Origin of the sequence: Cyanobium sp. Copco_Reservoir_LC18 (assembly GCF_009834675.1) — a bacterium.
Taxonomy (GTDB): Bacteria; Cyanobacteriota; Cyanobacteriia; order PCC-6307; family Cyanobiaceae; genus Cyanobium; species Cyanobium minutissimum.
Genome location: NZ_ASAC01000013.1, coordinates 1 through 20,403, shown reverse-complemented (window position 1 = coordinate 20,403; position 20,403 = coordinate 1). Strand labels below are relative to the sequence as shown.

The window sequence follows — 20,403 nt, the reverse complement described above, 5'->3', positions numbered from 1 at the left end:
CAGGACGTTGGGGCGATGTCCGACGCTAGTGGTCCTGGCCGGAAGGGAAAGGGCGACGGCTCGCCCAGCGCAACTGGCACACCATGCCCCGCAGCAGGGCCACCTCCGGGCCACTGACCTGACCGCGCTGCAGCAGGGCCCGCAGCTTGGCCATGCGGGCGGCGGCCGTGTGGGGCAGCAGGAAGCCGACCTCCAGCAACAGCTCCCGGGCGTCGTCGAGCATGGCCTCCAGCACCCCCCGGGGGCAGGGGCCTTCCCCGACGGGAGCCTGCGGGACCGGGGGCTGCAGCCGCGCCGGGCCCCGGCGCCCGAGGCGGTGCAGGTCGTGCAGGACCACCGCCACGGCGTGGGAGAGGTTGAGGGAGCCGTGGGGGGTGGGGGTGGGAATCTGCAGCAGCCGGCCCGCCTGCAGCAGTTCGCCGTTGCTCAGCCCCCGGTCCTCCCGGCCGAACACCAGGGCCGACGGCAGGGCCCGCTCACCGGCCAGCAGCCAGGCTAGGGCGTCCTCCGGGTCCTCCAGGGGCAGGGGCTCCCCCTCCGGACGGCCGCTGGCGGCCACCACCCGCCCGCAGTCGGCCAGGGCGGCGGCCAGGGTGGGGAAGACGGTCGCCCGCTGCAGCAGGGGCAGCCCCTTGACGGCCATGAGACGGGCCTCCTCGCCGAGGGGATCGCAGCGGGGGGCCACCAGGCGCAGATCCTCGATGCCGTAGCTGCGGCAGAGCCGGGCCACGCTGCCCACGTTCAGGGGGCCGGCCGGTTCCACCAGGACCAGCTTGGGGTTCAAGGCAGGGAGTGCAGGAAAGCCAGCAGATCGGCCATGGCCTGGGGTTCGGGCTGGAAGCTGGGCATCGGCGGGGTCCGGCCGCTGACCACCTGCTGGATCAGCTGGCGATCGTTCTTGCGCCGATCGACGCCGTGCAGATCCGGGCCCACCAGCCCTTGGGCCGCCAGTCCGTGGCAGCCGGCACAGTTCAGCCGGAACAGGCGGCCCCCGTCGGTGGCCGAGCCGGTGAGCTCCAGGGTCTGGCGGGTGTAGGGATCGCTGCGGGCCGCAGGCAGCACCACGACCGCCAGCAGCAGGATGCAGGCCACCGCCGCCAGCGTCGCCAGGGCCGCCACCAGGCTGCGGCGCTGGGCGGGGGCCTGTTCGGCCCCGATGGGGGCGGAGGGCGTCGCGGCGGCCGGGGTGGTGGAGGACGGACTGATCACAGTGCTTGGGTTGGGCTCGCGATGCCGGCGGTGGTCGTGGAAGAATTGTGCATCGCCTGAACTGACGGCCCCTCCATGATCGAACCCCTCCTCTGCGGCATCGTGCTTGGACTGATCCCCGTGACGCTCGTGGGTCTGTTCGTGGCGGCCTGGAATCAGTACCGCCGGGGAAGTGCCCTGGGGGGCTGAGCGTTCGTTTGAACACACCCTAGCCAGTCCGGCTGCCCCGGACAGGGCGGCGGGGTCCGTCACCCTCCTTCCGTTCGGGATGGGGGCGATCCAGCCAAGTCCCTCCATCGATCGGCAACACCGCCCCACGGCAGGGAGGCCAGCTAGTCCCCACAGGCAGCGGTGCCCTCGGACGTGCCTGAGGCGGCCGCCGCCTCCAGCAGCACGACCGTGGTTCCGCCGTAGCGGCGTTGATCACGGCCCTGCCACCCCGGCGGCGGCTCCGGCACCGCGTCGCTGGCGCATTCCCACACCAGGAGCCCCCCGGCGGCCAGCCAGCCGCCCCTGAGCACCGCCGCCGCGATCGGCCCGTACAGACCGGCGGCGTAGGGCGGATCGGCGTAGATCAGATCGAAGGGGGCCTCGCTGCGGCGCGCCAGCCAGCGCAGCACCTCGTCGCCGTCCACGCGGCAGCGGGGGGGAGCCTCCGGCGACGGTGGATGGTCGCGCCGCACCAGCTCCAGATTCGCCCGGGCCACGGCGGCGATGCGGCGATCCCGCTCCACGGCCACCACCTCGGCGGCGCCCCGCTGCAGGGCCTCGCAGGCCATCACGCCGCTGCCGCAGCAGAGATCCAGCCAGCGGCTGCCGGGGACCCGGGCGGCCAGCAGGTTCATCACCGCCAGCCGCACCCGCGAGGCGGTGGGCCGGGCGGTGCTGCCGGGGGGGCTCTGCAGCCGGCGCCCGCCGCTCAGCCGCAGCGTCACAGGGCGCCGACCCAGTCGATCCAGCGCCGCAGCATCGCTTCGCCCACGGGGCCGGACTTCTCCGGGTGGAACTGGCAGGCGGCGATGGTCCCCTGCCAGACCGCCGCCGTCACCGGGGTGCCGCCGTAGTCGACCAGGGCCGTGGTGGCCGTGGCGTCAGCCGGCTCGGCGGCGAAGGAGTGCACGAAGTAGACCCAGGCCTCCGGCGTGGCGGCCGGCAGCAGCGGGCTGGCGGTGGCCGGAATCAGGGGGGCCCAGCCCATGTGGGGCAGGGGGTGGCCCGGCAGCCGGGGCAGGGAGCGCACGCGCCCGGCCAGCACACCCAGCCCATCGGTTCGGCCCTCCTCGCTGGCCTCGAACAGCAGCTGCAGGCCCAGGCAGATCCCCAGCAGCGGGCGGCCGCTGGCGCAGGAGCGACGCAGGGCCGGCTCCAGCCCGGCCGATCGCAGCCGCTCCATGGCCGGATCGAAGGCACCGACGCCCGGCAGCACCAGGGCCTCGCAGGCCTCCAGATCCGCCGGGCCGTGGACGCTCACCAGCTCGGCACCGAGCCGCCCGAAGGTGCGCTGCACCGAATGCAGGTTGCCCATGCCGTAGTCGATCAGGCCGATGCGGGTCATGGCTGGCTGACGCTGGGGACCCGCTCGGCCGGATGCTCCAGGGCCGGAGAGGCCGGCAGATCGAGGCCGTTGAGGTGGTCGATGAACTGATACAGCCGGCCGACGCGCCGTTTGTCGAAGCGCAGCCACAGACAGGGCCGCAGCAGACCGTTGTCGTCGACCCCCTCGCCGGTCTGGATGGCGCCCTCCTCCAGCAGATCGGCGAAGCGGCGGTTGAGCTCCGGCAGCAGGTCACGGGGCACCTCGGCGTTGAGCAGCAGCTCGATCCGGTCCTGCCCCAGCTGGGCGCTGTGGAACACCCGGTAGAACCGGCAGATGTGGGCCACCGCCGCCTCAGCGGTGGAGGCTTCCACCATCAGATCCACGTCCTCCGGGGAGATCAGGCCCCGGGTGGCGAGTTCCTGATGCACGTTGCGTTTCCAGACCTTCCAGAAATCGTCGCCCTCCGGGGAGAGCAGCACCAGGGGAATGGGCGAGGTGCGTCCGGTCTGGATGAGGGTGAGGCACTCGAACAGTTCATCGAGGGTGCCGAATCCCCCGGGCATCACCACGAGCGCATCGCTCTCCATCAGGAAGAACAGCTTGCGGGTGAAGAAGTAGCGGAAGTAGAGCAGGCGCCCGTCGCAGGCGCTCACGTAGGGGTTGGGATGCTGCTCGAAGGGCAGATCCACGTTGAGACCGATGCTGTGATCGCACCCGGCGCCGCTGTTGGCGCCCTCCATCACGCCCGCCCCGGCCCCCGTCATCACCTCGAAGCCGGCCTGCACCGCCTGGCGGGCGACCGCCTCCGCCAGCAGATAGCAGGGATCGTCGCGACGGGTGCGGGCGGAGCCGAAGACGCTGATCTTGCGGGCGCTGCGCCTGGGGCGGAACACCTCCAGGGCCTCGCTGATGTCGGCCAGACAGCCGGCGATCAGGCGCCACTCCTCCTCCTCCTTCTCCTGACGCGCCACCTGGAGCAGCGACACCACGGCGCGCTCGATCTGCCGGCGCTGGGGGTGGCCGTGGAGAGCTTCGGCGAGGGCCTGCAGGGGGCTGATGCCCGCCGCCGGCGGGGGATTCGGGGGGAGGGGCGGCGTCAGCGGAGCGGTGTCAGAGGTATTTGGAGATGGTGCCGGAGAGGGTGTTCTTGGGAACGGCACCCACCACGGTGTCGACCTTCTGGCCACCCTTGAAGAGCATCAGCGTGGGAATGCTGCGGATGCCGTACTGACTGGCGACGTTGGGGTTTTCGTCCGTGTTGAGCTTGTAGACGCGGATCTTGCCCTCGTATTCCTTGGCGATCTCATCGACGATCGGGGCCACCATGCGGCAGGGGCCACACCAGGGTGCCCAGAAATCAACCAGCACGGGCACATCACTCTTGAGCACGTCTTGCTCGAAGGAGGCGTCGGTGACGGCAGCGGCGCTGGACATTCCTTGCAGACTCGGGATGTAGTGAATCTAGCAACCGGGTTCGGCCGCCCTTCCCGGGAATGGGGCCAGCGTTGCAGGCCGTAGCGGAAGCCGGGGCCGCCGGAAAACGGCGGCAGAAGACAAAAAGCCCGGACACGCCGGGCCGGGGGGTGTGAGGAGTGTGCGAGCCGGAGCCCCCACATCCAGAGGTTAGCCCCCATCTCGCCTTGAGGCCGTGGCGTCCAGACCTGGGACGACCTACTTGCCCATGCCCAGCTGCTGGGCCTTCTGGTATACCTTGCCCTCGGTGAGAAGGGACGGCGCCACCACCACCTCCACCTCGCGCATCTCCTTGAGGGTGCGGGCCCCCAGGGTGCCCATGGAGGTGCGGATGCAGCCCAGCAGGTTCTGGGTGCCGTCGTCGAGGCCGGCCGGGCCGCGCAGGATCTTCTCGAGGCTGCCGGTGGTGCCCACCTTGATGCGGGTGCCCCGGGGCAGCACGGGGCTGGGGGTGGCCATGCCCCAGTGGAAGCCGCGGCCGGGGGCCTCGGCGGCCCGGGCGATCGGGGAGCCGATCATCACGGCATCGGCCCCGCAGGCCAGGCATTTGCAGATGTCACCGCCGGTGACGATGCCGCCGTCGGCCACCACCGGCACGTAGCGGCCACTCTCCTTATCGTAGTCGTCCCGGGCGGCGGCGCAGTCGGCCACGGCCGTGGCCTGGGGAATGCCGACGCCGAGCACGCCCCGGGAGGTGCAGGCGGCGCCGGGGCCGATGCCCACCATCACCCCGGCGGCCCCCGCCCGCATCAGCTGCAGGGTGACGTCGTAGGTGACGCAGTTGCCGATCACCACCGGCACGCCGAGGTCGCGGCAGAGGGCGGCCAGGTCGAGGGTCTGGCGGCCTTCGGGGCCGATGTGCTCGGTGGAGACCACCGTGGCCTGCACGAAGAACAGGTCGGCGCCCGATTCGGCCACCGCCGCCCCGAAGCGCAGGGCGGCCGCCGGGGTGGCGCTCACGGCGGCGATGCCGCCGCCGGCCTTGATCTCACGGATCCGCTGCCGCACCAGGTCCTCGCGGACCGGCTGGCTGTAGAGCTCCTGCATCAGGCCCACGAACTCCTCACGGCCCACCGAGGCGATCTTCTCGAGCACCGGTTCGGGATCGTCGTAGCGGCACTGGACGCCTTCGAGGTTGAGCACCCCGAGGGCCCCCAGACGGGTGAGCTCGATGCACATGCCCACATCCACCACCCCGTCCATGGCGCTGGCGATGATCGGGATCTCCCGCTGGATCCCCCCCAGGCTCCAGCTGCTGTCGGTCACCTCGGGATCGACGGTGCGACCGCCCGGGACCAGAGCGATCTCATCGATGCCGTAGGCGCGGCGGACGGTCCGGGAGCGACCGAGCTGAATGTTCACCGTTGGACGGACACAGTGGGCACAAACTATCAACCGGTCCGCGACGGCCCCGGCCCGGGGGCGGGCGCCGGCTCACCCCTGGCCCCGGAAATCGTTCCAACGGCGGCTCCAGTCGGCAAAGACCTGATCGCGGTCGCTCTTGCGCACCAGCCGGGTGGCGGTGAACCGTACGGCGGTGATCAGGCCCACCAGCTCCAGCAGGCCCCCCACCAGGGGCAGGCTGTCGAGGGTGCCGATCAGGGACGCGTAGACCCGCAGCAGCAGCACCACCCCGATCAGGATCGCCAGCCCCTTGAGGGGGCCGCGGAACCGTTGCCACTGGGCCTGCAGTTCGCCGCTGCCGAGCCATTCCCTGATCTTCTGCAGCAGCAGATCAAATTCGCCGCCACCTTCGCCGCCCGGCCCGGCGGAGCCCTCCAGGGGGGGCACCTCCAGGGTGGCGGTGATACCGGGTTCCGGTTCGCTGACCGGTGCCGGCACCGGCTCCGGGGCGGGGGACGGGATCTCGCTGTCGGGCTCGGCCAGCGGCTCGAAACCGGCCAGGATCGGTTCCTGTGCCGGTTCCGCCTCGGGCTCGGGGGCCCCGTGCTCCGCCTCGTGGGCCAGGGGCTCCGGCTGCTGGATCGCGACGTCCGGTGTGGTCACGGCCGGCTCCACCGCCCACGGCTGCGCCGATGGTCCGTTCTCCTGAGGCTCGGGGCTGAAAGGGGTCTCGGCCATGGCAGGCGCCGGAAGCACACGGCGGAGCTTACGGCCGTTTTCCCCCGCCGCCCCGGAGCTGTGAAGGGAGTTCAGCTGTCGATGGGGATCAGCCCAGGGCGGCCGGAGAGGGGCCGGACCGGCAGGCGCAGGGGAAAGCGGTCCTCGATCAGCCAGGTGACCAGCTCGGCGCCGATCGCCTCCGCCAGCCTTGGGCTGTGGGCCGGAGCGGCGGTGACGCGGCGCCCCTCCACCTGGATCCGGCCGGACCTGAGCCGGGCGTAGCTGACCGATCCAAGGCGGGGCCGCAGGCGGCGCGGAATGGAGACATCCAGCACCGGCGCCTCCAGGTCCTCGTCGCCGCAGGCGGCCTGGCGGGCCACCGCTTCGTTGATCAGGGGGATAGGAGCCGCCAGGCCCACCAGCAGGGCGGCGCCGTGGCCCTCGAAGAAGCAGGGCCGCAGCCATTCGGGCCGCAGGCCGTGCAGATCCACGCTCACCGCCGCCACCGCCCCAGGGCTGAGGGCGTGGCCGCCGGCGGAGCGGGGCACCCCGGGCTGGTGGCCGCTGCCGCTGCCCACCACCCAGCCGATGGCCCCCGCCACCAGCACCGGCGAGCCCGGTCCCAGCAGGGCCAGCCCCGGCATGGTCAGGCCGATGCTGCCGGCGCCGCCGCAGCTGTGCAGGGCATTGCCGAACGGCCCCAGCACGGGGCCCCACGGGCTGCGCAGCACCCCTTCGGCGCTGCTCACGGCCACCAGGCCGTTCTCGGTGATCCCCCGGTGCAGCAGCAGCCGGCCGGAGCCGATCCGCTCCAGATCCAGCTGGGCCTGCAGGTCCCGGCGGGGGTGCAGGGCGGTGATCTCCCCGGTGGCGGTGAGGGTCACGGTCCCGCCCTGGAGCAGCCGGTCGAGCAGGTGGGCTCCCCCCTGCCGCCGGGCTTCCCCGAGGCCGCCACCGATGGGCAGCACCAGGTCGCCGCCGCCGCCGCCGCTCTGGGCGCCGAGAGCCTCCAGCTGGGCGTCCCGGAAGCGGATCGGCGGATCGCTGGGGCCGATGTTCAGGTGCAGGCTGCCCTGGTCGGTGAATTCGGCATTGGCGGCCACCACCACGTCGGTGGCGTCGTAGGCCTCCGCCAGCCCCGCCTCGGCAACCAGCCGGCGGAAGTCGGCGGCGGCCCGCACCCGCAGCACCCCCTTGCGCTGGCGCTGGCGCAGGGCCGATTCACGACGGGCCGGCAGGGTCATCGATAGAGTGGGTTGTGCCCCATACGGTCTTGCATGGCGGATCCAACCGGACCCGGTGAATCCGACGGACGGATCATCCAGACCGACCTGCGCAACGAGATGTCGCGCTCCTATTTGGAGTATGCGATGAGCGTGATCGTGGGACGGGCCCTGCCCGATGCCCGCGACGGCCTCAAGCCGGTGCATCGGCGCATCCTGTACGCGATGTACGAGCTCGGTCTCACCAGCGACAGGCCCTACCGGAAATGTGCCCGTGTGGTGGGGGAGGTGCTCGGCAAGTACCACCCCCATGGCGACACGGCCGTGTACGACGCCCTGGTGCGCATGGCCCAGGACTTCTCGATGCGGATGCCCCTGATCGACGGGCACGGCAACTTCGGCTCGGTCGACAACGATCCCCCGGCCGCCATGCGGTACACGGAATCGCGTCTGCAGGCCCTGACCACCGACAGCCTGCTCGAAGACATCGAAGCCGAGACCGTCGACTACATCGACAACTTCGACGGCTCCCAGCAGGAACCCACCGTGATGCCGGCCCGGGTGCCGCATCTGCTGCTCAACGGCTCCTCCGGCATCGCCGTGGGGATGGCCACCAACATCCCCCCCCACAACCTCACCGAGCTGATCGACGGGCTGCTGGCCCTGATCGACGATCCGGAGATCGAGGACCGGGCCCTGATGGCCATCATCCCCGGCCCCGATTTCCCCACCGGCGGCCAGATCCTCGGCCGCCGCGCTATCCGCGAGACCTACACCACCGGTCGCGGTTCGATCACCATGCGCGGCGTGGCCTCGATCGAGACGGTGGAGGCCAAGGGCCGCCCCGACCGGGATGCGGTGATCATCACCGAACTCCCCTACCAGACCAACAAGGCTTCCCTGATCGAGCGCATCGCCGAGCTGGTCAACGACAAGAAGCTCGAGGGCATCGCCGACATCCGCGACGAAAGCGATCGCGACGGCATGCGCATCGTGATCGAGCTGCGCCGTGACGCCTACCCCCAGGTGGTGCTCAACAACCTGTTCAAGCTGACGCCGCTGCAGAACAACTTCAGCGCCTACATGCTGGCCCTGGTGAAGGGCGAACCGGTGTTGCTCACCCTCGGCAGGATGCTGCGGGTGTTCCTCGAGTTCCGCATCGAGACGATCGAGCGGCGCACCCGCTACTTCCTGCGCAAAGCGGAGGAGCGCGACCACATCCTGCAGGGTCTGCTGCTCGCCCTCGACCAGCTCGACCCGATCATCGCCCTGATCCGGGCGGCCCCCGACACCGCCACTGCCCGGGCCCAGCTGCAGGAGCGCCATGGCCTCAGCGAGATCCAGGCCGACGCCATCCTGCAGATGCAGCTGCGGCGTCTCACGGCCCTGGAGGCCGACAAGATCCGCCTCGAACACGACGACCTCGTCGCAAAGATCGCCGATTACAAGGACATCCTCGGCCGCCGGGAGCGGGTGCTGGGGCTGATCCAGGAGGAGCTCCAGGTGCTCCGCGCCCGGTACGACTCCCCCCGCCGCACCGAGATCCTCGACCTTGAGGGCGGGCTTGAGGACATCGACCTGATCGCCAACGAGCGCTCGGTGGTGCTGCTCACCGAGAACGGCTACCTCAAGCGGATGCCGGTGAGCGAGTTCGAGGCCACCAGCCGCGGCACCCGCGGCAAGGCCGGCACCCGCAGCCAGGGCGAGGAGGCGGTGAAGCTGTTCATCAGCTGCAACGACCACGACGCCCTGCTCCTGTTCAGCGACCGGGGGGTGGTGTATTCCATCCCCGCCTATCGGGTGCCGATCTGCAGCCGTTCCGCCAAGGGCACGCCGATCGTGCAGCTGCTGCCGATTCCCCGCGAGGAGGCGATCACCTCCCTGCTGGCGGTGAGCGCCTTCGACGACGACGTCCAGCTGGTGATGCTCACCAGCGGCGGCTACATCAAGCGCACCCGTCTGTCGGCCTTCAGCAACATCCGCTCCAACGGCCTGATCGCCATCTCCCTCGAGGACGGTGATGCCCTGCGCTGGGTGCGGCTGGCCCTGCCCGGCGACAGCGTGCTGATCGGTTCCCTCAAGGGAATGACGATCCACTTCCGCCTCAGCGACGAGGAGCTGCGTCCCCTGGGACGCAGTGCCCGCGGCGTGCGGGCCATGAACCTGCGCCCCGGCGATGAGCTGGTGAGCATGGATGTGCTCACGGCGGAACTGGCCGACCGCGTCGCCAGCACGGCTGACGCTGGCGCCGACGAGGAGGAGGGGGACGAGGTCGCCCCCAGTGAGGGCCCCTGGGTGCTGGTGGCCAGCGCCAGCGGCCTCGGCAAGCGGGTGCCCGTGGATCAGTTCCGGCTGCAGCGCCGCGCCGGCATGGGTCTGCGGGCGATCAAGTTCCGCCGCGACGGCGACGTGCTGGTGGGTCTCAAGGTGCTCGGGGCCGGCGAGGAGCTGTTGCTGGTGAGCGAGCGGGGGGTGATCGTGCGCATGAAGGCCGATGCCATTCCCCAGCAGTCCCGGGCGGCCACCGGGGTGCGGCTGCAGAAGCTGGATGCCGGTGATCGCCTCACCGAGGTGGTCCTGGTGCCGCCGGCCGCCGAGGAGGAGGAGCCGGCCGATGCGGGGGAGGCCACGCCGGTGGCCAGCGAAGCCAGCCTGGACAGGGGCCCTGAAGCCACGGCGGAGGCACCGGCCGAGGAGCTGCCCACCGACGCTGAGCCCACCCAGGAGCCCACCGACGACTGAAGGCCTCCGGGCGTCTCAGCGCTGGCCCAGGGCCCGGAGCAGCGGCATTCCGCAGCGGGGCATGGCCGTGATGCAGGATGAGCCCTCACCGTACCGGCGAGATGGCGAGGGACGTGCTGGTGCTCGGCGGCGGCCCCGCCGCCCTCTGCATCGCGGCGGCCCTGGCGGGCGAAGGGCTCGCCGTGACGCTGCTGGCGCCCCACGATCCGCGCGCCCCCTGGCCCAACACCTACGGCATCTGGGGGGACGAGGTGGACGCCCTGGGCCTGGGCCACCTGCTGGAGCACCGCTGGAGCCACACGGTCAGCTACTTCGGCGCCGGTGATCCGGACCCGGGATCGGCGGCCAACCGCCCCACGGCCCATGGCCGCGACTACGGTCTGTTCGACCGTGAGGCCCTGCAGCGGCACTGGCTGGAGGCCTGCGGGCGGGGCGGGGTGGAGCTGCTTCAGGGGCTGGCCAGCGGCTGCGGGGCCTCCGGCCCGCTGAGTGCGGTGGAGCTGGCCGATGGGCGCCGGCTGCAGGTGCGGCTGGTGGTGGATGCCACCGGCCATCAGCCGGTGCTGGTGCGGCGGCCTGAGCGGGGCCCGGTGGCCGGCCAGTCGGCCTACGGCGTCATCGGCCGCTTCTCGGCGCCGCCGGTCGAGCCCGATCAGTTCGTGCTGATGGATTACCGCGCCGACCACCTCACGGAGGCGGAGCGGGCCGGGCCCCCCACGTTTCTCTATGCGATGGATCTGGGCGGGGGCCACTTCTTCGTCGAGGAGACCTCCCTGGCCCTGGCCCCCCCGGTCCCCTTCGAGGCGCTCAGGGAGCGCCTGCACCGGCGCCTGGCCCACCGAGGCGTGCAGCTGCTGGCGGTGGAGCACGAGGAGTTCTGTCTGTTTCCGATGAACCTGCCCCTGCCGGATCTGCAGCAGCCGGTGCTGGGCTTCGGGGGGGCGGCGTCGATGGTGCACCCGGCCTCCGGCTACATGGTGGGCGCCCTGCTGCGCCGGGCCCCGGCGGTGGCGGCGGCGGTGGCGGCGGCGATGGCCGATCCCGCGGCCCCTTCGGCCCTGCTGGCCCGGGCGGGCTGGCAGGCCCTCTGGCCCCCGGCGCTGCGCAGCAAGCACGCCCTCTACCAGTTCGGGCTGGGCAAGCTGATGGGCTTCTCCGAAGCCGAGCTGCGCCAGTTCTTCGCCAGCTTCTTCTCCCTGCCCGGCCCCCAGTGGTACGGCTTCCTGGCCAACACCCTGACGGTGCCGGAGCTGCTGGCGGCCATGCTGCGCCTGTTCGCCCTGTCCCCCTGGGCGGTGCGGGCCGGCCTGCTGCTGCCGCCGCGCCGGCCCTAGGCCGGCGCCGCCAGCCCCAGCACCTCGGCGCTCTCGCTGCGGACCCGCCGGCAGAGGGCGGCGTCGTCGCGGATCGATTCGCCGTAGGAGGGCAGGATCCGCTTCAGGGTGGCCTGCCAGCCGTCGGGCAGCTTCTCGCGGAAGCAGGCATGGAGGATCTCCAGGCAGATCGCCACGGCGGCAGAAGCCCCCGGCGAAGCCCCCAGCACCGCCACCAGGGAGGTGTCGGCGGCATGCACCACCTCGGTGCCGAACTGGAGCACCCCACCGCGTCTGGCATCGGCCTTGATGATCTGCACCCGCTGGCCGGCCACCGCCAGGGTCCAGTCGGAGGGGCGGGCGTCGGGATAGAAGTCGCGCAGGGCGGCGAAGCGCTCCTCGGCGCTGGCGAACACCTGGCCGATCAGGTATTCGGTCAGGGGCAGGTTGTCCCGCGCCACCGCCAGCAGGGGCAGGAGATTGCCGGCCCGCAGGGAGCGGGGCCAGTCGCAGAGGGAGCCGCTCTTGAGGAACTTGCTCGAGAAGCCCGCGTAGGGCCCGAAGAGGATCCACTGACGGCCGTCGACAAGACGCGTGTCGAGGTGGGGCACCGACATCGGCGGTGAGCCGGCGGCGGCCATCCCGTAGACCTTGGCGTGGTGGCGGCTGGCCAGGGCGGGGTCGCCGCAGCGCAGCCACAGGCCGCTGACGGGGAAGCCGCCGTAGCCGCGCCCTTCCGGGATCCCCGATTTCTGCAGCAGGGTGAGGGCGCCGCCGCCGGCCCCCAGAAACACGGTGCCCGTATCGATCAGCCGGGTCTCCCCGGTGGTCCGGTCCCGGGTCTCCAGGCGCCAGCCACCCTCCGGCCGCCGCCGCAGCGACTGAACCGCCGTGGAGAACCGCGCCTCGAAGGCCCCGCTGGCCCGCAGGTGATCCAGCAGCTGGCTGGTGAGGGCTCCGAAGTTCACGTCGGTGCCGGCGGCGATGTGGGTGGCGCCGATCGCCTGGGCCGGATCCCGTCCTTCGATCAGCAGCGGTGCCCACTCCGCCACCTGGGCATGGTCTTCGCTGTAGGCCATCCCCGCGTAGCAGTGGTGGGCCGCCATGCGCCGGTGGCGCTCCCGCAGGTAGGCCCGCCGCTCCTCCCCCAGCACGAAGCTCATGTGGGGGACAGCCTGGATGAAGGCCCCGGGGGAGCCCAGGGCCCCGTTCCGCACCAGATGGGTCCAGAACTGGCGTGAGAGATCGAAGGCCTCGTTGATGTCGAGCGCCTTGGCCAGGCTGATGGAGCCGTCCGCCGCCATCGGCGTGTAGTTGAGCTCGCAGTTCCCGGCATGGCCGGTGCCGGCGTTGTTCCAGGCGCTGGAACTCTCCTGGGCCTCCCGGGGGAGGCCCTCGACGAGCAGCAGGCGCAGGCCCGGCTGCAGCTGCCGCAGCAGGGTGCCGAGGGTGGCGCCCATGATTCCCGCCCCGACCAGGATCACATCGACGGTGGTCAGCGTCACAGGGTCAGCGGTGGGGTCGGTTCGGCGAGCGGGCCGGGCGACACGGTATCCGATGGCCGTCGACGCCTGGCAGCATGAATCCTGATGCGCCCCGTGCCGCGGGTGAGAGCAGTGACCCAGGCTCCCCCTGCCTCCCCCGATGGCCCGACCGCTGCCGCCGCCGAGGCCCCGGCCTGCCGCCAGGAACTGCTGGGGTTGCTGCGGGCCGGTTCACCCGGCGCTGCCCCCAGCGCCGCCCGGCGGATCGAGGCCCTGATCAGGCGGCTGGAGCTGCTGCAGCCCGCCGATCTCAGATCCCAGGTCGCCCAGCTGGCGGGCGTCTGGGAGCTGCGCTGGAGCAGCAGTTCCCAGCCCTATCTGGCGGTCAGGCCCTGGCTGGAGAATCTCCAGCTGCTCGATCCCGCCGGCGGCCGTGCCCTCAACCTGCTGCGGCCGGCCGGGCCCCTGGGGCCCCTGGCGGGGATCGCCGTGCAGGCCAGCATTGCCGTGGCCTCCGAGGAACCCCACCAGCGGGTGTCGGTGCGCTTCGAGCGGGGCGGCTGGCGGGGGCCCCGGTTCGGCGATCAGCGGCTGGAGCTGTTCCGGCAGGTGCGGCAGAGTTTCGCCGCCTGGCTCGATGTCACCGTGCTGGATGACGAGCTGCGGGTGAGCCGCGGCCAGAACGGCACCCTGTTCGCCCTGGTGCGAAGAGCGGACCTGGAGCTGGCGGCGTTTCTGGACTGAGGGCCGGAGCCCCCTCACCACACGCCGTCGTCGTCGTCGCCCTCCTCGGTCGGTTCGGGCGGCCAGGCCAGGCGCACCGTCACCGGCGCGTGGTCGCTGGGCTGCTCGTTGCCCCGCTGGTCCCTGTGGATCACGCAGGCGGTGGCGCAGGCCAGCAGCTCCTCGGACAGGTAGATGTGGTCGATCCGCCAGCCCATGTCCCGGTCCCAGGCGCCGGTGCGGTAGTCCCACCAGCTCCAGTGCCCGGCATCCGGTTCGAAGACACGGAACACGTCCTCCAGCCGGTCCCCCAGGGCGTCCCTCAGGGCCTGGCGCTCCGGATCGCTGGCCATGATTCCGCCGCTGAGGCGCTCCGGGTCGTGGATGTCACGGGCCTCCAGGGCGATGTTGAAATCCCCCACCATGGCCAGGGGTTCCCCCTGGGCGTCCTGGGCCTCCAGGTAGCGCCGCAGGCAGGCCAGCCATTCCAGCTTGTAGGGGTACTTCGGGGAGGTCAGGGCCGAGCCGTTGGGCACGTAGAGGTTGAGCACCCGCACCCCCTCGATCCAGGCGCTGATCACCCGCTTCTGCTCGCCGAGCTCCACGGCCGCCGGATCGTCCGGGAGGAGCGCGGCGAAGCCCACCCGCACATCCTCGATCGGCCGCCGGCTGAGGATCGCCACGCCGTTGTAGGCCTTCTGGCCGCTGATCACCGCCCGGTAGCCCAGGGCCTCGAAGGCGGCGTGGGGGAACAGGTCATCGGCCACCTTGGTCTCCTGCAGGCAGAGCACGTCGGGGGCTTCGGCCTGGAGCCAGGCGCAGACCTGATCGAGCCGGGTGCGCACCGAGTTGACGTTCCAGGTGGCGATCCGCAGGGTCATGGCGGCGGGACGGGGAGCCGGTTGGGGGCCCTTATCATGGAGGCCTCGGTGCTTTGACCCTCCGCCGGCAGGAGCCATGAACCCTTCGTTTTCCCAACGTGTGTGTGCCGTCGGCGCCGGGGCCCTCGCCCTGCTGATGGTCGGTGAGGCCCGCGCCCAGCAGGCCGGCTACGGCCAGACCCTGGGCACCAGCATCCAGGAGCGCCAGCTCTACGACTACGGGCCGAGCAAGTCGGGGTCCGGCAGCGGATCGATCCTCGACAGCACCAATCCCCTCGACCTGATGAACAAGCTGAAGCGCAGCACCGCCCTCGAGGACGCCACCCCCCCCAGCTCGGCCATCGATCAGGCCCTCAGGGAGTTCGACGCCCAGGCGCCGAAGCCGGCACCGGCGGGGTCGGCCGGGCAGCTGAAGGGGATCTGAGCGGCTCCAGCCCCCAGCTGGCCGCCAGTTTGTCCAGCCTCGGATCCGGCTTGTCGGGATCCGGGCTGCGCAGCCGTGCCTGGGCCAGGGCCTCCTGGGCCCCCTTGGTATCCCCCTGTTCGTGGCGCAGCATCGCCAGGCCCAGCAGGGGGCGCTGGTCCTGGGGGAACAGGTTGGCCAGCTGCAGATAGGTGGCCGCCGCCGTTGCCGCCTGATTGCGCTTGAGCTGCAGTTCCGCCAGCAGCAGGCCGATGCCGAGGGCCTCCGGCCTCACGTCGGGTCTGATCGCCATCCCGTAGGCCGCCTTGACGCGGGCCTCGGCGGCGGCGCCGCGACCCTGTTCCAGGTTCAGCAGGCTCAGCAGCTGCAGGGCCTCCACCTGGGTGGGCCGCAGGTTGAGGATCTGGCGCAGCTCCCGTTCGGCGCCGCTGCGGTCGCCCTGGTCCCGACGCAGCTCGGCCAGCATCAGCCGCAGGGACCAGCGCTCGGGTTCCCGGTCGGCCATGGGCTCCAGCAGGCCGATGGCCTCCCCCTTGCGGTCCAGGGCGACCAGCAGTTCCAGCAGCCGCTGACGGTCGGCCGGGGTGGCCTCATCGGCATCGAGCCGCAGCCGCAGGCGGGTGGCCTCCTTGGTCAGCAGGGTCCGCTTCGGGTCGGCGCTGGCCTGGGTGGCCGACTGGCGGTGACCCAGCCACCAGCCCCCCCCGAGGGCCAGGATCCCGACCAGGCTGACGGCCAGCAGCGACCAGAGGCCGCTCAGGCTTCGGTTCGGGGAGGGCATCCGTTGACGGTGTGGGCTCGGGGTCGCGACCGAGTCTGGCCTGGGCATCGCGCTTCCGCTGCTGCTTACATTGACCCGGGCCAGTCCAGGTACCGCCACGGGGTTTTTCCTTCCACCATGCGCCAGCATCCCATTTCCCCGGTCACCGAGCCGCTCCAGTACCGGGCCATCGGAGTGGTGCGCGGGTCCTACGTGCCGGCCGATCCGGCCCAGCTCACCCGGGGGGTGATCCGCACGGCCGAAGGCACCGAGATCGAAGCGGTGGTGCTCGGCCGCCTGCTCACCCTGATGCGCCGCCACCTCGACCTGGAGACCCCCCATCTGTGGGTCGTCTACCCCCGCTCCCGGGAGGAGAACCAGCTCCACCTGCAGATGGTGGGGGTGTGGGAGCCCAGCACCCTCTCGGCGCCGGGGCCTGACACCGCGGCGAGCGACGCCGCCGTGGGCGAAACCGGTGGGCCCGAAGCCGAGGCGACCCCTGCCACCGCCGAGGCGCCTTCTGACGCCGACCAGCTCCCCGAGGGCGACGACTATTTCTCCATCCGCGGCGAGCTGATCTTCACCCGCCCCGAGACCGGGGATCTGGTGATCAAGGTGCGCCAGCAGCCCCGCCCCGACGGCAACCGTCCGGTGCCGTTCAAGCTCCAGCTGCGGGGGGAGATTCCCCTGGAGCACCTGCGCCATTTCGTCGCCCTCGACCTGCGCCGCCAGGGCCAGCAGCTCGCCGTCGAGCGCTTCGAGGTGATCGGCCCGGTGGCCCAGCGGGGCAACCGCGGCGGCCGGGCCCGCCGCCCCGGGGCTGACAAGGGCGGGCCGGCCAAACCGAAGGGCCATGGGCGGGCCGTGACCCGACAGGGCCGCTGAGATGACCAGCGGTGCCTTCACGGCCGGGGTCGTGGTGCTGCTGGTGAGTCTGGCCGCCGTGGCCGGCCCCCTCGTCGGACTCTCCCCCTGGTGGATCAGCCTGCTGGTGGTCCTGGGCCTGGGCTCCCTCACCGTGGACGCGGCCCGCTTCGGAGGACGGGGCGGCCATCTGCTGGCCGAAGCCCTGCCGGGAGGCCAGGGGCGCCTGCGCCGCATCGCCGTGCACGAGGCCGGCCACGCCCTGGCGGCGGACAGCGACGGTCTGGCGGTGCGGCGGGTACTGGTGGGCAGCCTGGCCTGTCTGCGGGCCGGCGTCGACAGCGGCGGCTGCACCGAATTCGCCCTGCCCGACAGCGTGCGGCTCTCCGCCGAGGACCTGCGCCGCTGGAGCCGGGTGCTGCAGGCCGGCATGGTGGCCGAGACCCTGGTCTACGGCGACAGCGTCGGCGGCGAGGACGACCGGGCCCTGCTGGGCCGTCTCTGGGGTCTCTCGGGCTTCGACGCCGAGATGGCCCGGCTCGAGCAGCGCCGGGCACGGCGCGAGGTGGAGCAGGCCCTGCGGGCGCGCCGCGCCGAGATCGAGGCCGAGGCCGACCGGCTGCTGGCGGCGGCCCCCCGCTTCGGACGCCGGATCCCTTCATGAGCCTGGCCCTGCTGGATTGCCCCACCGGCCTGGCCGGCAACATGCTGCTGGCGGCCCTGCTGGACCTCGGGGTGCCCGAGAAGATCATCACGGTTCCCCTGGCCGCCCTGGGGCTGGAGGGCCGCTACCGGCTGCGGATCGAGGAACGCCGTAGCGCCGGGCTGCGGGGACTGCATCTGGAGGTGGAGGCCACCGAGTCCCAGCCGCACCATCGCCCCTGGGGGGCGTTGCGAGGCCAGCTCCAGGCCGCCCCCCTGGAACCGGCGCTGCAGCAGAAGGTGCTGGCGGTGTTCGGCCTGCTGGCGGAGGCGGAGGCGGCGGTCCACGGCCACGCCGCCGAGGCCGTGGAGTTCCACGAGGTGGGGGCGATCGATGCCCTGGTGGACATCGTCGGCGTCTGCGCCGGTCTGCTCCATCTGGGGGTGGAGCAGCTCGTCTGCGGCGTGCCGCCGGCGGGCCATGGCCGCGTCGTCACCGCCCACGGGGCCCTGCCCCTGCCCGCCCCGGCGGTGCTGGAGATCGCCCGTTCCCGGGGGCTGCCGCTGGGCTCCAGTGAGGGGTTCCCCGCCGGCGAGCTCACCACCCCCACCGGGATGGCCCTGGCGGCCTGCTGGGCCGACCGTTTCGGCCCCTCCCCCGCGGCCCTGCCGCTGCGGGTGGGGGTGGGCCTGGGCAGCCGCCAGCTGGATCGGGCCAACCTGCTCCGCCTCACCCTGGCCCGGCCCCTGGGGGAGCCGGGTGCGGAGGGGGCCATCGAGGGGGAAAGCGAGGGGGGCGAGCTGCGCGAAGCCCTGCTGCAGCAGCAGGCCCAGATCGACGACGCCACGGCCGAGGACCTGGCTTTTCTGGCCGAGGCCCTGCGCCTCGAGGGGGCACTGGAGGTGTTCAGCCAGCCGGTGGCGATGAAGAAGGGCCGCACCGGCACCCTGATGACGGCCCTGATGCCCCCGGAGCTGGGGCCCCGGCTGCGCCGGGTGTGGTGGCGCCACGGCACGACCCTGGGGGTGCGGGAGCAGCGGCAGGACCGCTGGATCCTGCCGCGGCAGAGCGAGACACTGGCCACCCGGCTGGGGCCGGTGCGGATCAAGTGGGCCACGCTCCCCGACGGCCGCCGGCGGGCCAAGGCGGAGCACGCCGACCTCGTGGCGCTGGCCGCACGCCTGGGTCGCTCGATCGAGGAGGTGCGCGACGAGGTGCGCCGGGCCCTGGCCTCCGGCGGAGAAGCCCCATGAGCGGCCGGTCCCCCCGGCTTCTGCGCCTGCGCCAGCGCCTGGGGCCCGGCCTCGCGGCCCTGCGGCGCCGGCTGCCCTCGCCCGCCAACGGGCCGGTCCTGCCTGGCGGCCTGCGCCCCTGGATCACCCTGGGCAGCATCGGTTTCGTGATGGCGGCCCTGCTCAGCCACGGTCGCCAGCTGGTGCAGCTGCGGCTCGATGGCCAGGGCTGGCTGTGGCTGCTGCTGGGGGTCGGCGTGAGCCTGCTGAGCCTGGTGGTCAACGGTGTGGCCTGGGGCGTGGTGCTGCGCTGGCTGGGGCTGCGGCCCGACTGGGCCGCGGTGGTGGAGCTGCACGTGGCCACCAACCTGCGCAAGTTCCTGCCCGGTGGGATCTGGCATCTGGCCTCGCGGGTGCAGCGGCTGCGCAGCGAGGGCGCGCCCCTGGCCGCCCCGCTCAGCACCACCATGGCCCTGGTGGCTGTGCTGCTCGATCCCCTGGTGGCGGCGGTGGCGGCGCTGGCCCTGGTGCCCTTCGGCGGCTTGCAGGGCGGGCTGGGCCTGGTGTGCCTGCTGCCCCTGGCCCTGCTGCTGCCCCGCTGGCTCGATCCCCTGCTGGTGCGGCTGGAGCGGCGCCGGGCCCGGGACCTGGGCCTGGAGGAGGAACTCAGGCAGGAGTCGCCCCCGGAGCGGTCCACCTGGCTGCGGGGCTATCCCTGGCCGCCGCTGCTGGCGGAGATGGCCTTCGTGCTGCTGCGCTTCGCCGGCTTCTGCTGCTGCATCCAGGCCTTCGACCTGCCGCTGGCGGGCGATGCCGGCGTCTGGCTGGCGGGATTCGCCCTGGCCTGGACCGCCGGCCTGGTGGTGCCGGGGGCCCCCGGGGGCCTGGGGGTGTTCGAGGCGGTGCTGCTGCTGCGGATGGGGGTGGCCCTGCCGGAGGCGCCGCTGCTGGCGGTGGCCCTCAGCTACCGCCTGATCGTCACGCTCACCGATCTGCTGGGGGCCGCCCTGGTCAGCCTGGACGGCAGCCTGGCCAGGCGGATGTCGTCCGGGACTCCGACGTCGGCCAGCACACCGACGCCAGACAGCCCTTCTCAATAGGCCCTAGTGTTGCGAGGGTCTGGGATCGCGTGGTGAACACTCCCCCCACCGGTCTGGCCCAGCCCCGCAGCCTGCGCACCACCCTCAACGACCGGGGCCAGCGGCTCACGCCCCAGCGTCAGCGGGTGCTGGATCTGTTCGAGCGGATCGGCGAGGGCAGCCACCTGAGCGCCGAGGAGGTGCACCTGCGCCTGGTGCGCAGCCAGGAGCGGGTGTCTCTGGCCACCGTGTACCGCACCCTGCGGCTGCTGAGTTCGATGGGCCTGCTGCAGGAGCTGGAGCTGCCGGAGGGGGGGCGCCGCTTCGAGCTGGCCGGCGACGCCCACCGCGACCATCACCATCTGGTCTGTGTCCGCTGCGGCCGCACCGAAGAGTTCGAGAGCGGTGCCGTGCTGGCTGCCGGCGAGGCGGCGGCCGGGGCCTTCGGCTTCCGGCTGCTGGAGTGCGTCCTCAACGTGCGGGCCCTCTGTCCGGCCTGCGCGGCTGAGGAGCAGGGCTGAGAGGGGCGCCGGAACCGAGCAGCGGCAGTTGCAGCTGCTGATCGGCCCAGTGGGCCGCCAGGGCCGCCAGCAGGCTGGAGCGGTCGCCACGGATGCGGAGCATGGGGGCTGAAGCGATGGGATCGCTCCAGGCTGCAGACACTCGGCGCGGCAGCCGCCGTTTCGGGCACCGCCCCGGGCATCGATGGCGACGGGCGTGGGTGCCCGGGGCCGCCCCGCTTCGCAATCACC

Annotated in this window: 22 protein-coding genes; 10 read left to right on the top strand and 12 right to left on the bottom strand. The window is 72.4% G+C overall.

The window, feature by feature from the left end:
* Window positions 1–25: 25 nt before the first annotated feature.
* Both L107_RS07425 and L107_RS07420 read right to left on the bottom strand, forming a co-directional pair.
* A complete protein-coding gene (locus L107_RS07425) occupies window positions 26–784 on the bottom strand; it encodes an RNA methyltransferase (protein WP_159817537.1) in 759 nt (252 codons plus the stop codon).
* Window positions 781–1,209 (bottom strand): cytochrome c, encoded by a 429-nt coding sequence (locus L107_RS07420; RefSeq protein WP_236550567.1) that lies wholly within the window; start codon window positions 1,207–1,209, stop codon window positions 781–783. Before L107_RS07420 ends, L107_RS07425 begins: the two co-directional genes overlap by 4 nt.
* A 75-nt stretch (window positions 1,210–1,284) precedes the next feature.
* Here L107_RS07420 and petG point away from each other — a divergent pair, with 75 nt between their 5' ends.
* Window positions 1,285–1,398 carry a cytochrome b6-f complex subunit V gene (gene petG / locus L107_RS07415; protein ID WP_015110794.1) on the top strand — a complete coding sequence of 38 codons (114 nt, stop codon included), beginning with the start codon at window positions 1,285–1,287 and terminating at the stop codon, window positions 1,396–1,398.
* Between the two features lie 143 nt (window positions 1,399–1,541).
* Here the strand turns inward: petG and rsmD are convergent, their stop codons facing one another.
* The 7 genes from rsmD to L107_RS07380 all read right to left on the bottom strand — a co-directional run bounded on the left by rsmD (window position 1,542) and on the right by L107_RS07380 (window position 7,527).
* A complete protein-coding gene (gene rsmD / locus L107_RS07410; protein ID WP_159817535.1) occupies window positions 1,542–2,144 on the bottom strand; it encodes a 16S rRNA (guanine(966)-N(2))-methyltransferase RsmD in 603 nt (200 codons plus the stop codon).
* Entirely contained in the window at window positions 2,141–2,764 is a 624-nt protein-coding gene (gene hisH, locus L107_RS07405) for an imidazole glycerol phosphate synthase subunit HisH (protein ID WP_159817533.1), read from the bottom strand. The genes rsmD and hisH overlap by 4 nt, the downstream gene beginning before the upstream one ends.
* Window positions 2,761–3,906 (bottom strand): LOG family protein, encoded by a 1,146-nt coding sequence (locus tag L107_RS07400; RefSeq protein WP_236550566.1) that lies wholly within the window; start codon window positions 3,904–3,906, stop codon window positions 2,761–2,763. The genes hisH and L107_RS07400 overlap by 4 nt, the downstream gene beginning before the upstream one ends.
* Window positions 3,857–4,180, bottom strand: coding sequence for a thioredoxin (trxA, locus tag L107_RS07395; RefSeq protein WP_015110798.1), 324 nt, complete (start codon window positions 4,178–4,180; stop codon window positions 3,857–3,859). The genes L107_RS07400 and trxA overlap by 50 nt, the downstream gene beginning before the upstream one ends.
* 237 nt (window positions 4,181–4,417) lie before the next feature.
* Window positions 4,418–5,581: a GuaB3 family IMP dehydrogenase-related protein gene (locus L107_RS07390; RefSeq protein WP_159817532.1), complete on the bottom strand. Its 1,164-nt coding sequence runs from the start codon at window positions 5,579–5,581 to the stop codon at window positions 4,418–4,420.
* A 72-nt stretch (window positions 5,582–5,653) separates the two neighbouring features.
* Entirely contained in the window at window positions 5,654–6,301 is a 648-nt protein-coding gene (locus L107_RS07385; RefSeq protein WP_159817531.1) for a CAAD domain-containing protein, read from the bottom strand.
* A gap of 71 nt (window positions 6,302–6,372) precedes the next feature.
* Window positions 6,373–7,527 carry a homocysteine biosynthesis protein gene (locus L107_RS07380; RefSeq protein WP_159817530.1) on the bottom strand — a complete coding sequence of 385 codons (1,155 nt, stop codon included), beginning with the start codon at window positions 7,525–7,527 and terminating at the stop codon, window positions 6,373–6,375.
* 33 nt (window positions 7,528–7,560) lie between these two features.
* Here L107_RS07380 and gyrA point away from each other — a divergent pair, with 33 nt between their 5' ends.
* Together gyrA and crtL are read left to right on the top strand one after the other, a co-directional pair.
* Window positions 7,561–10,248 carry a DNA gyrase subunit A gene (gene gyrA, locus L107_RS07375; RefSeq protein WP_159817529.1) on the top strand — a complete coding sequence of 896 codons (2,688 nt, stop codon included), beginning with the start codon at window positions 7,561–7,563 and terminating at the stop codon, window positions 10,246–10,248.
* Window positions 10,249–10,325: 77 nt separating this feature from the next.
* Window positions 10,326–11,582 (top strand): lycopene beta cyclase, encoded by a 1,257-nt coding sequence (crtL, locus tag L107_RS07370; RefSeq protein ID WP_159817528.1) that lies wholly within the window; start codon window positions 10,326–10,328, stop codon window positions 11,580–11,582.
* On the opposite strand, the gene mqo is transcribed toward crtL, so the two are convergent.
* The gene (mqo, locus tag L107_RS07365; protein ID WP_159817527.1) at window positions 11,579–13,066 is read right to left on the bottom strand and encodes a malate dehydrogenase (quinone); all 1,488 of its coding nucleotides are present in this window, start codon (window positions 13,064–13,066) and stop codon (window positions 11,579–11,581) included. The two genes, crtL and mqo, sit on opposite strands and share 4 nt — an antisense overlap.
* An 84-nt stretch (window positions 13,067–13,150) precedes the next feature.
* Here mqo and L107_RS07360 point away from each other — a divergent pair, with 84 nt between their 5' ends.
* A complete protein-coding gene (locus L107_RS07360) occupies window positions 13,151–13,789 on the top strand; it encodes a PAP/fibrillin family protein (protein WP_159817526.1) in 639 nt (212 codons plus the stop codon).
* Between the two features lie 14 nt (window positions 13,790–13,803).
* Here L107_RS07360 and xth read toward each other — a convergent pair whose 3' ends face one another.
* A complete protein-coding gene (gene xth / locus L107_RS07355; protein WP_201295836.1) occupies window positions 13,804–14,643 on the bottom strand; it encodes an exodeoxyribonuclease III in 840 nt (279 codons plus the stop codon).
* A gap of 82 nt (window positions 14,644–14,725) precedes the next feature.
* On the opposite strand from xth, the gene L107_RS07350 reads away from it, so the two are divergent.
* Window positions 14,726–15,073, top strand: a complete 348-nt coding sequence (locus tag L107_RS07350; protein WP_159817524.1) for a hypothetical protein — start codon at window positions 14,726–14,728, stop codon at window positions 15,071–15,073.
* Here the strand turns inward: L107_RS07350 and L107_RS07345 are convergent.
* A complete protein-coding gene (locus L107_RS07345; RefSeq protein WP_159817523.1) occupies window positions 15,003–15,854 on the bottom strand; it encodes a lipopolysaccharide assembly protein LapB in 852 nt (283 codons plus the stop codon). The two genes, L107_RS07350 and L107_RS07345, sit on opposite strands and share 71 nt — an antisense overlap.
* A 117-nt stretch (window positions 15,855–15,971) precedes the next feature.
* Between L107_RS07345 and L107_RS07340 the strand changes: the two genes are divergently transcribed.
* The 5 genes from L107_RS07340 to L107_RS07320 are packed head-to-tail and all read left to right on the top strand — an operon-like array spanning window position 15,972 to window position 20,172.
* The gene (locus tag L107_RS07340) at window positions 15,972–16,718 is read left to right on the top strand and encodes a hypothetical protein (RefSeq protein ID WP_159817522.1); all 747 of its coding nucleotides are present in this window, start codon (window positions 15,972–15,974) and stop codon (window positions 16,716–16,718) included.
* Between the two features lies 1 nt (window position 16,719).
* A complete protein-coding gene (locus L107_RS07335) occupies window positions 16,720–17,361 on the top strand; it encodes a hypothetical protein (RefSeq protein ID WP_159817521.1) in 642 nt (213 codons plus the stop codon).
* Window positions 17,358–18,593 carry a LarC family nickel insertion protein gene (locus tag L107_RS07330; RefSeq protein WP_159817520.1) on the top strand — a complete coding sequence of 412 codons (1,236 nt, stop codon included), beginning with the start codon at window positions 17,358–17,360 and terminating at the stop codon, window positions 18,591–18,593. The genes L107_RS07335 and L107_RS07330 overlap by 4 nt, the downstream gene beginning before the upstream one ends.
* Complete coding sequence (locus L107_RS07325; RefSeq protein WP_159817519.1) at window positions 18,590–19,672, top strand: lysylphosphatidylglycerol synthase domain-containing protein; 1,083 nt, start codon at window positions 18,590–18,592, stop codon at window positions 19,670–19,672. Before L107_RS07330 ends, L107_RS07325 begins: the two co-directional genes overlap by 4 nt.
* A gap of 32 nt (window positions 19,673–19,704) precedes the next feature.
* On the top strand, window positions 19,705–20,172 hold the full coding sequence (locus L107_RS07320; protein ID WP_106220513.1) for a Fur family transcriptional regulator: 468 nt from the start codon (window positions 19,705–19,707) through the stop codon (window positions 20,170–20,172).
* Window positions 20,173–20,403 lie beyond the last annotated feature (231 nt).

Excerpts from the sequence above, each read along its gene's own strand:
- petG (WP_015110794.1), top strand. The coding sequence starts at position 1,285 with ATGATCGAACCCCTCCTCTGCGGCATCGTGCTTGGACTGATCCCCGTG.
- hisH (WP_159817533.1), bottom strand. The coding sequence starts at position 2,764 with ATGACCCGCATCGGCCTGATCGACTACGGCATGGGCAACCTGCATTCG.
- trxA (WP_015110798.1), bottom strand. The coding sequence starts at position 4,180 with ATGTCCAGCGCCGCTGCCGTCACCGACGCCTCCTTCGAGCAAGACGTG.
- L107_RS07385 (WP_159817531.1), bottom strand. The coding sequence starts at position 6,301 with ATGGCCGAGACCCCTTTCAGCCCCGAGCCTCAGGAGAACGGACCATCG.
- L107_RS07380 (WP_159817530.1), bottom strand. The coding sequence starts at position 7,527 with ATGACCCTGCCGGCCCGTCGTGAATCGGCCCTGCGCCAGCGCCAGCGC.
- gyrA (WP_159817529.1), top strand. The coding sequence starts at position 7,561 with ATGGCGGATCCAACCGGACCCGGTGAATCCGACGGACGGATCATCCAG.
- crtL (WP_159817528.1), top strand. The coding sequence starts at position 10,326 with ATGAGCCCTCACCGTACCGGCGAGATGGCGAGGGACGTGCTGGTGCTC.
- L107_RS07360 (WP_159817526.1), top strand. The coding sequence starts at position 13,151 with ATGCGCCCCGTGCCGCGGGTGAGAGCAGTGACCCAGGCTCCCCCTGCC.
- L107_RS07350 (WP_159817524.1), top strand. The coding sequence starts at position 14,726 with ATGAACCCTTCGTTTTCCCAACGTGTGTGTGCCGTCGGCGCCGGGGCC.
- L107_RS07345 (WP_159817523.1), bottom strand. The coding sequence starts at position 15,854 with ATGCCCTCCCCGAACCGAAGCCTGAGCGGCCTCTGGTCGCTGCTGGCC.
- L107_RS07340 (WP_159817522.1), top strand. The coding sequence starts at position 15,972 with ATGCGCCAGCATCCCATTTCCCCGGTCACCGAGCCGCTCCAGTACCGG.
- L107_RS07335 (WP_159817521.1), top strand. The coding sequence starts at position 16,720 with ATGACCAGCGGTGCCTTCACGGCCGGGGTCGTGGTGCTGCTGGTGAGT.
- L107_RS07330 (WP_159817520.1), top strand. The coding sequence starts at position 17,358 with ATGAGCCTGGCCCTGCTGGATTGCCCCACCGGCCTGGCCGGCAACATG.
- L107_RS07325 (WP_159817519.1), top strand. The coding sequence starts at position 18,590 with ATGAGCGGCCGGTCCCCCCGGCTTCTGCGCCTGCGCCAGCGCCTGGGG.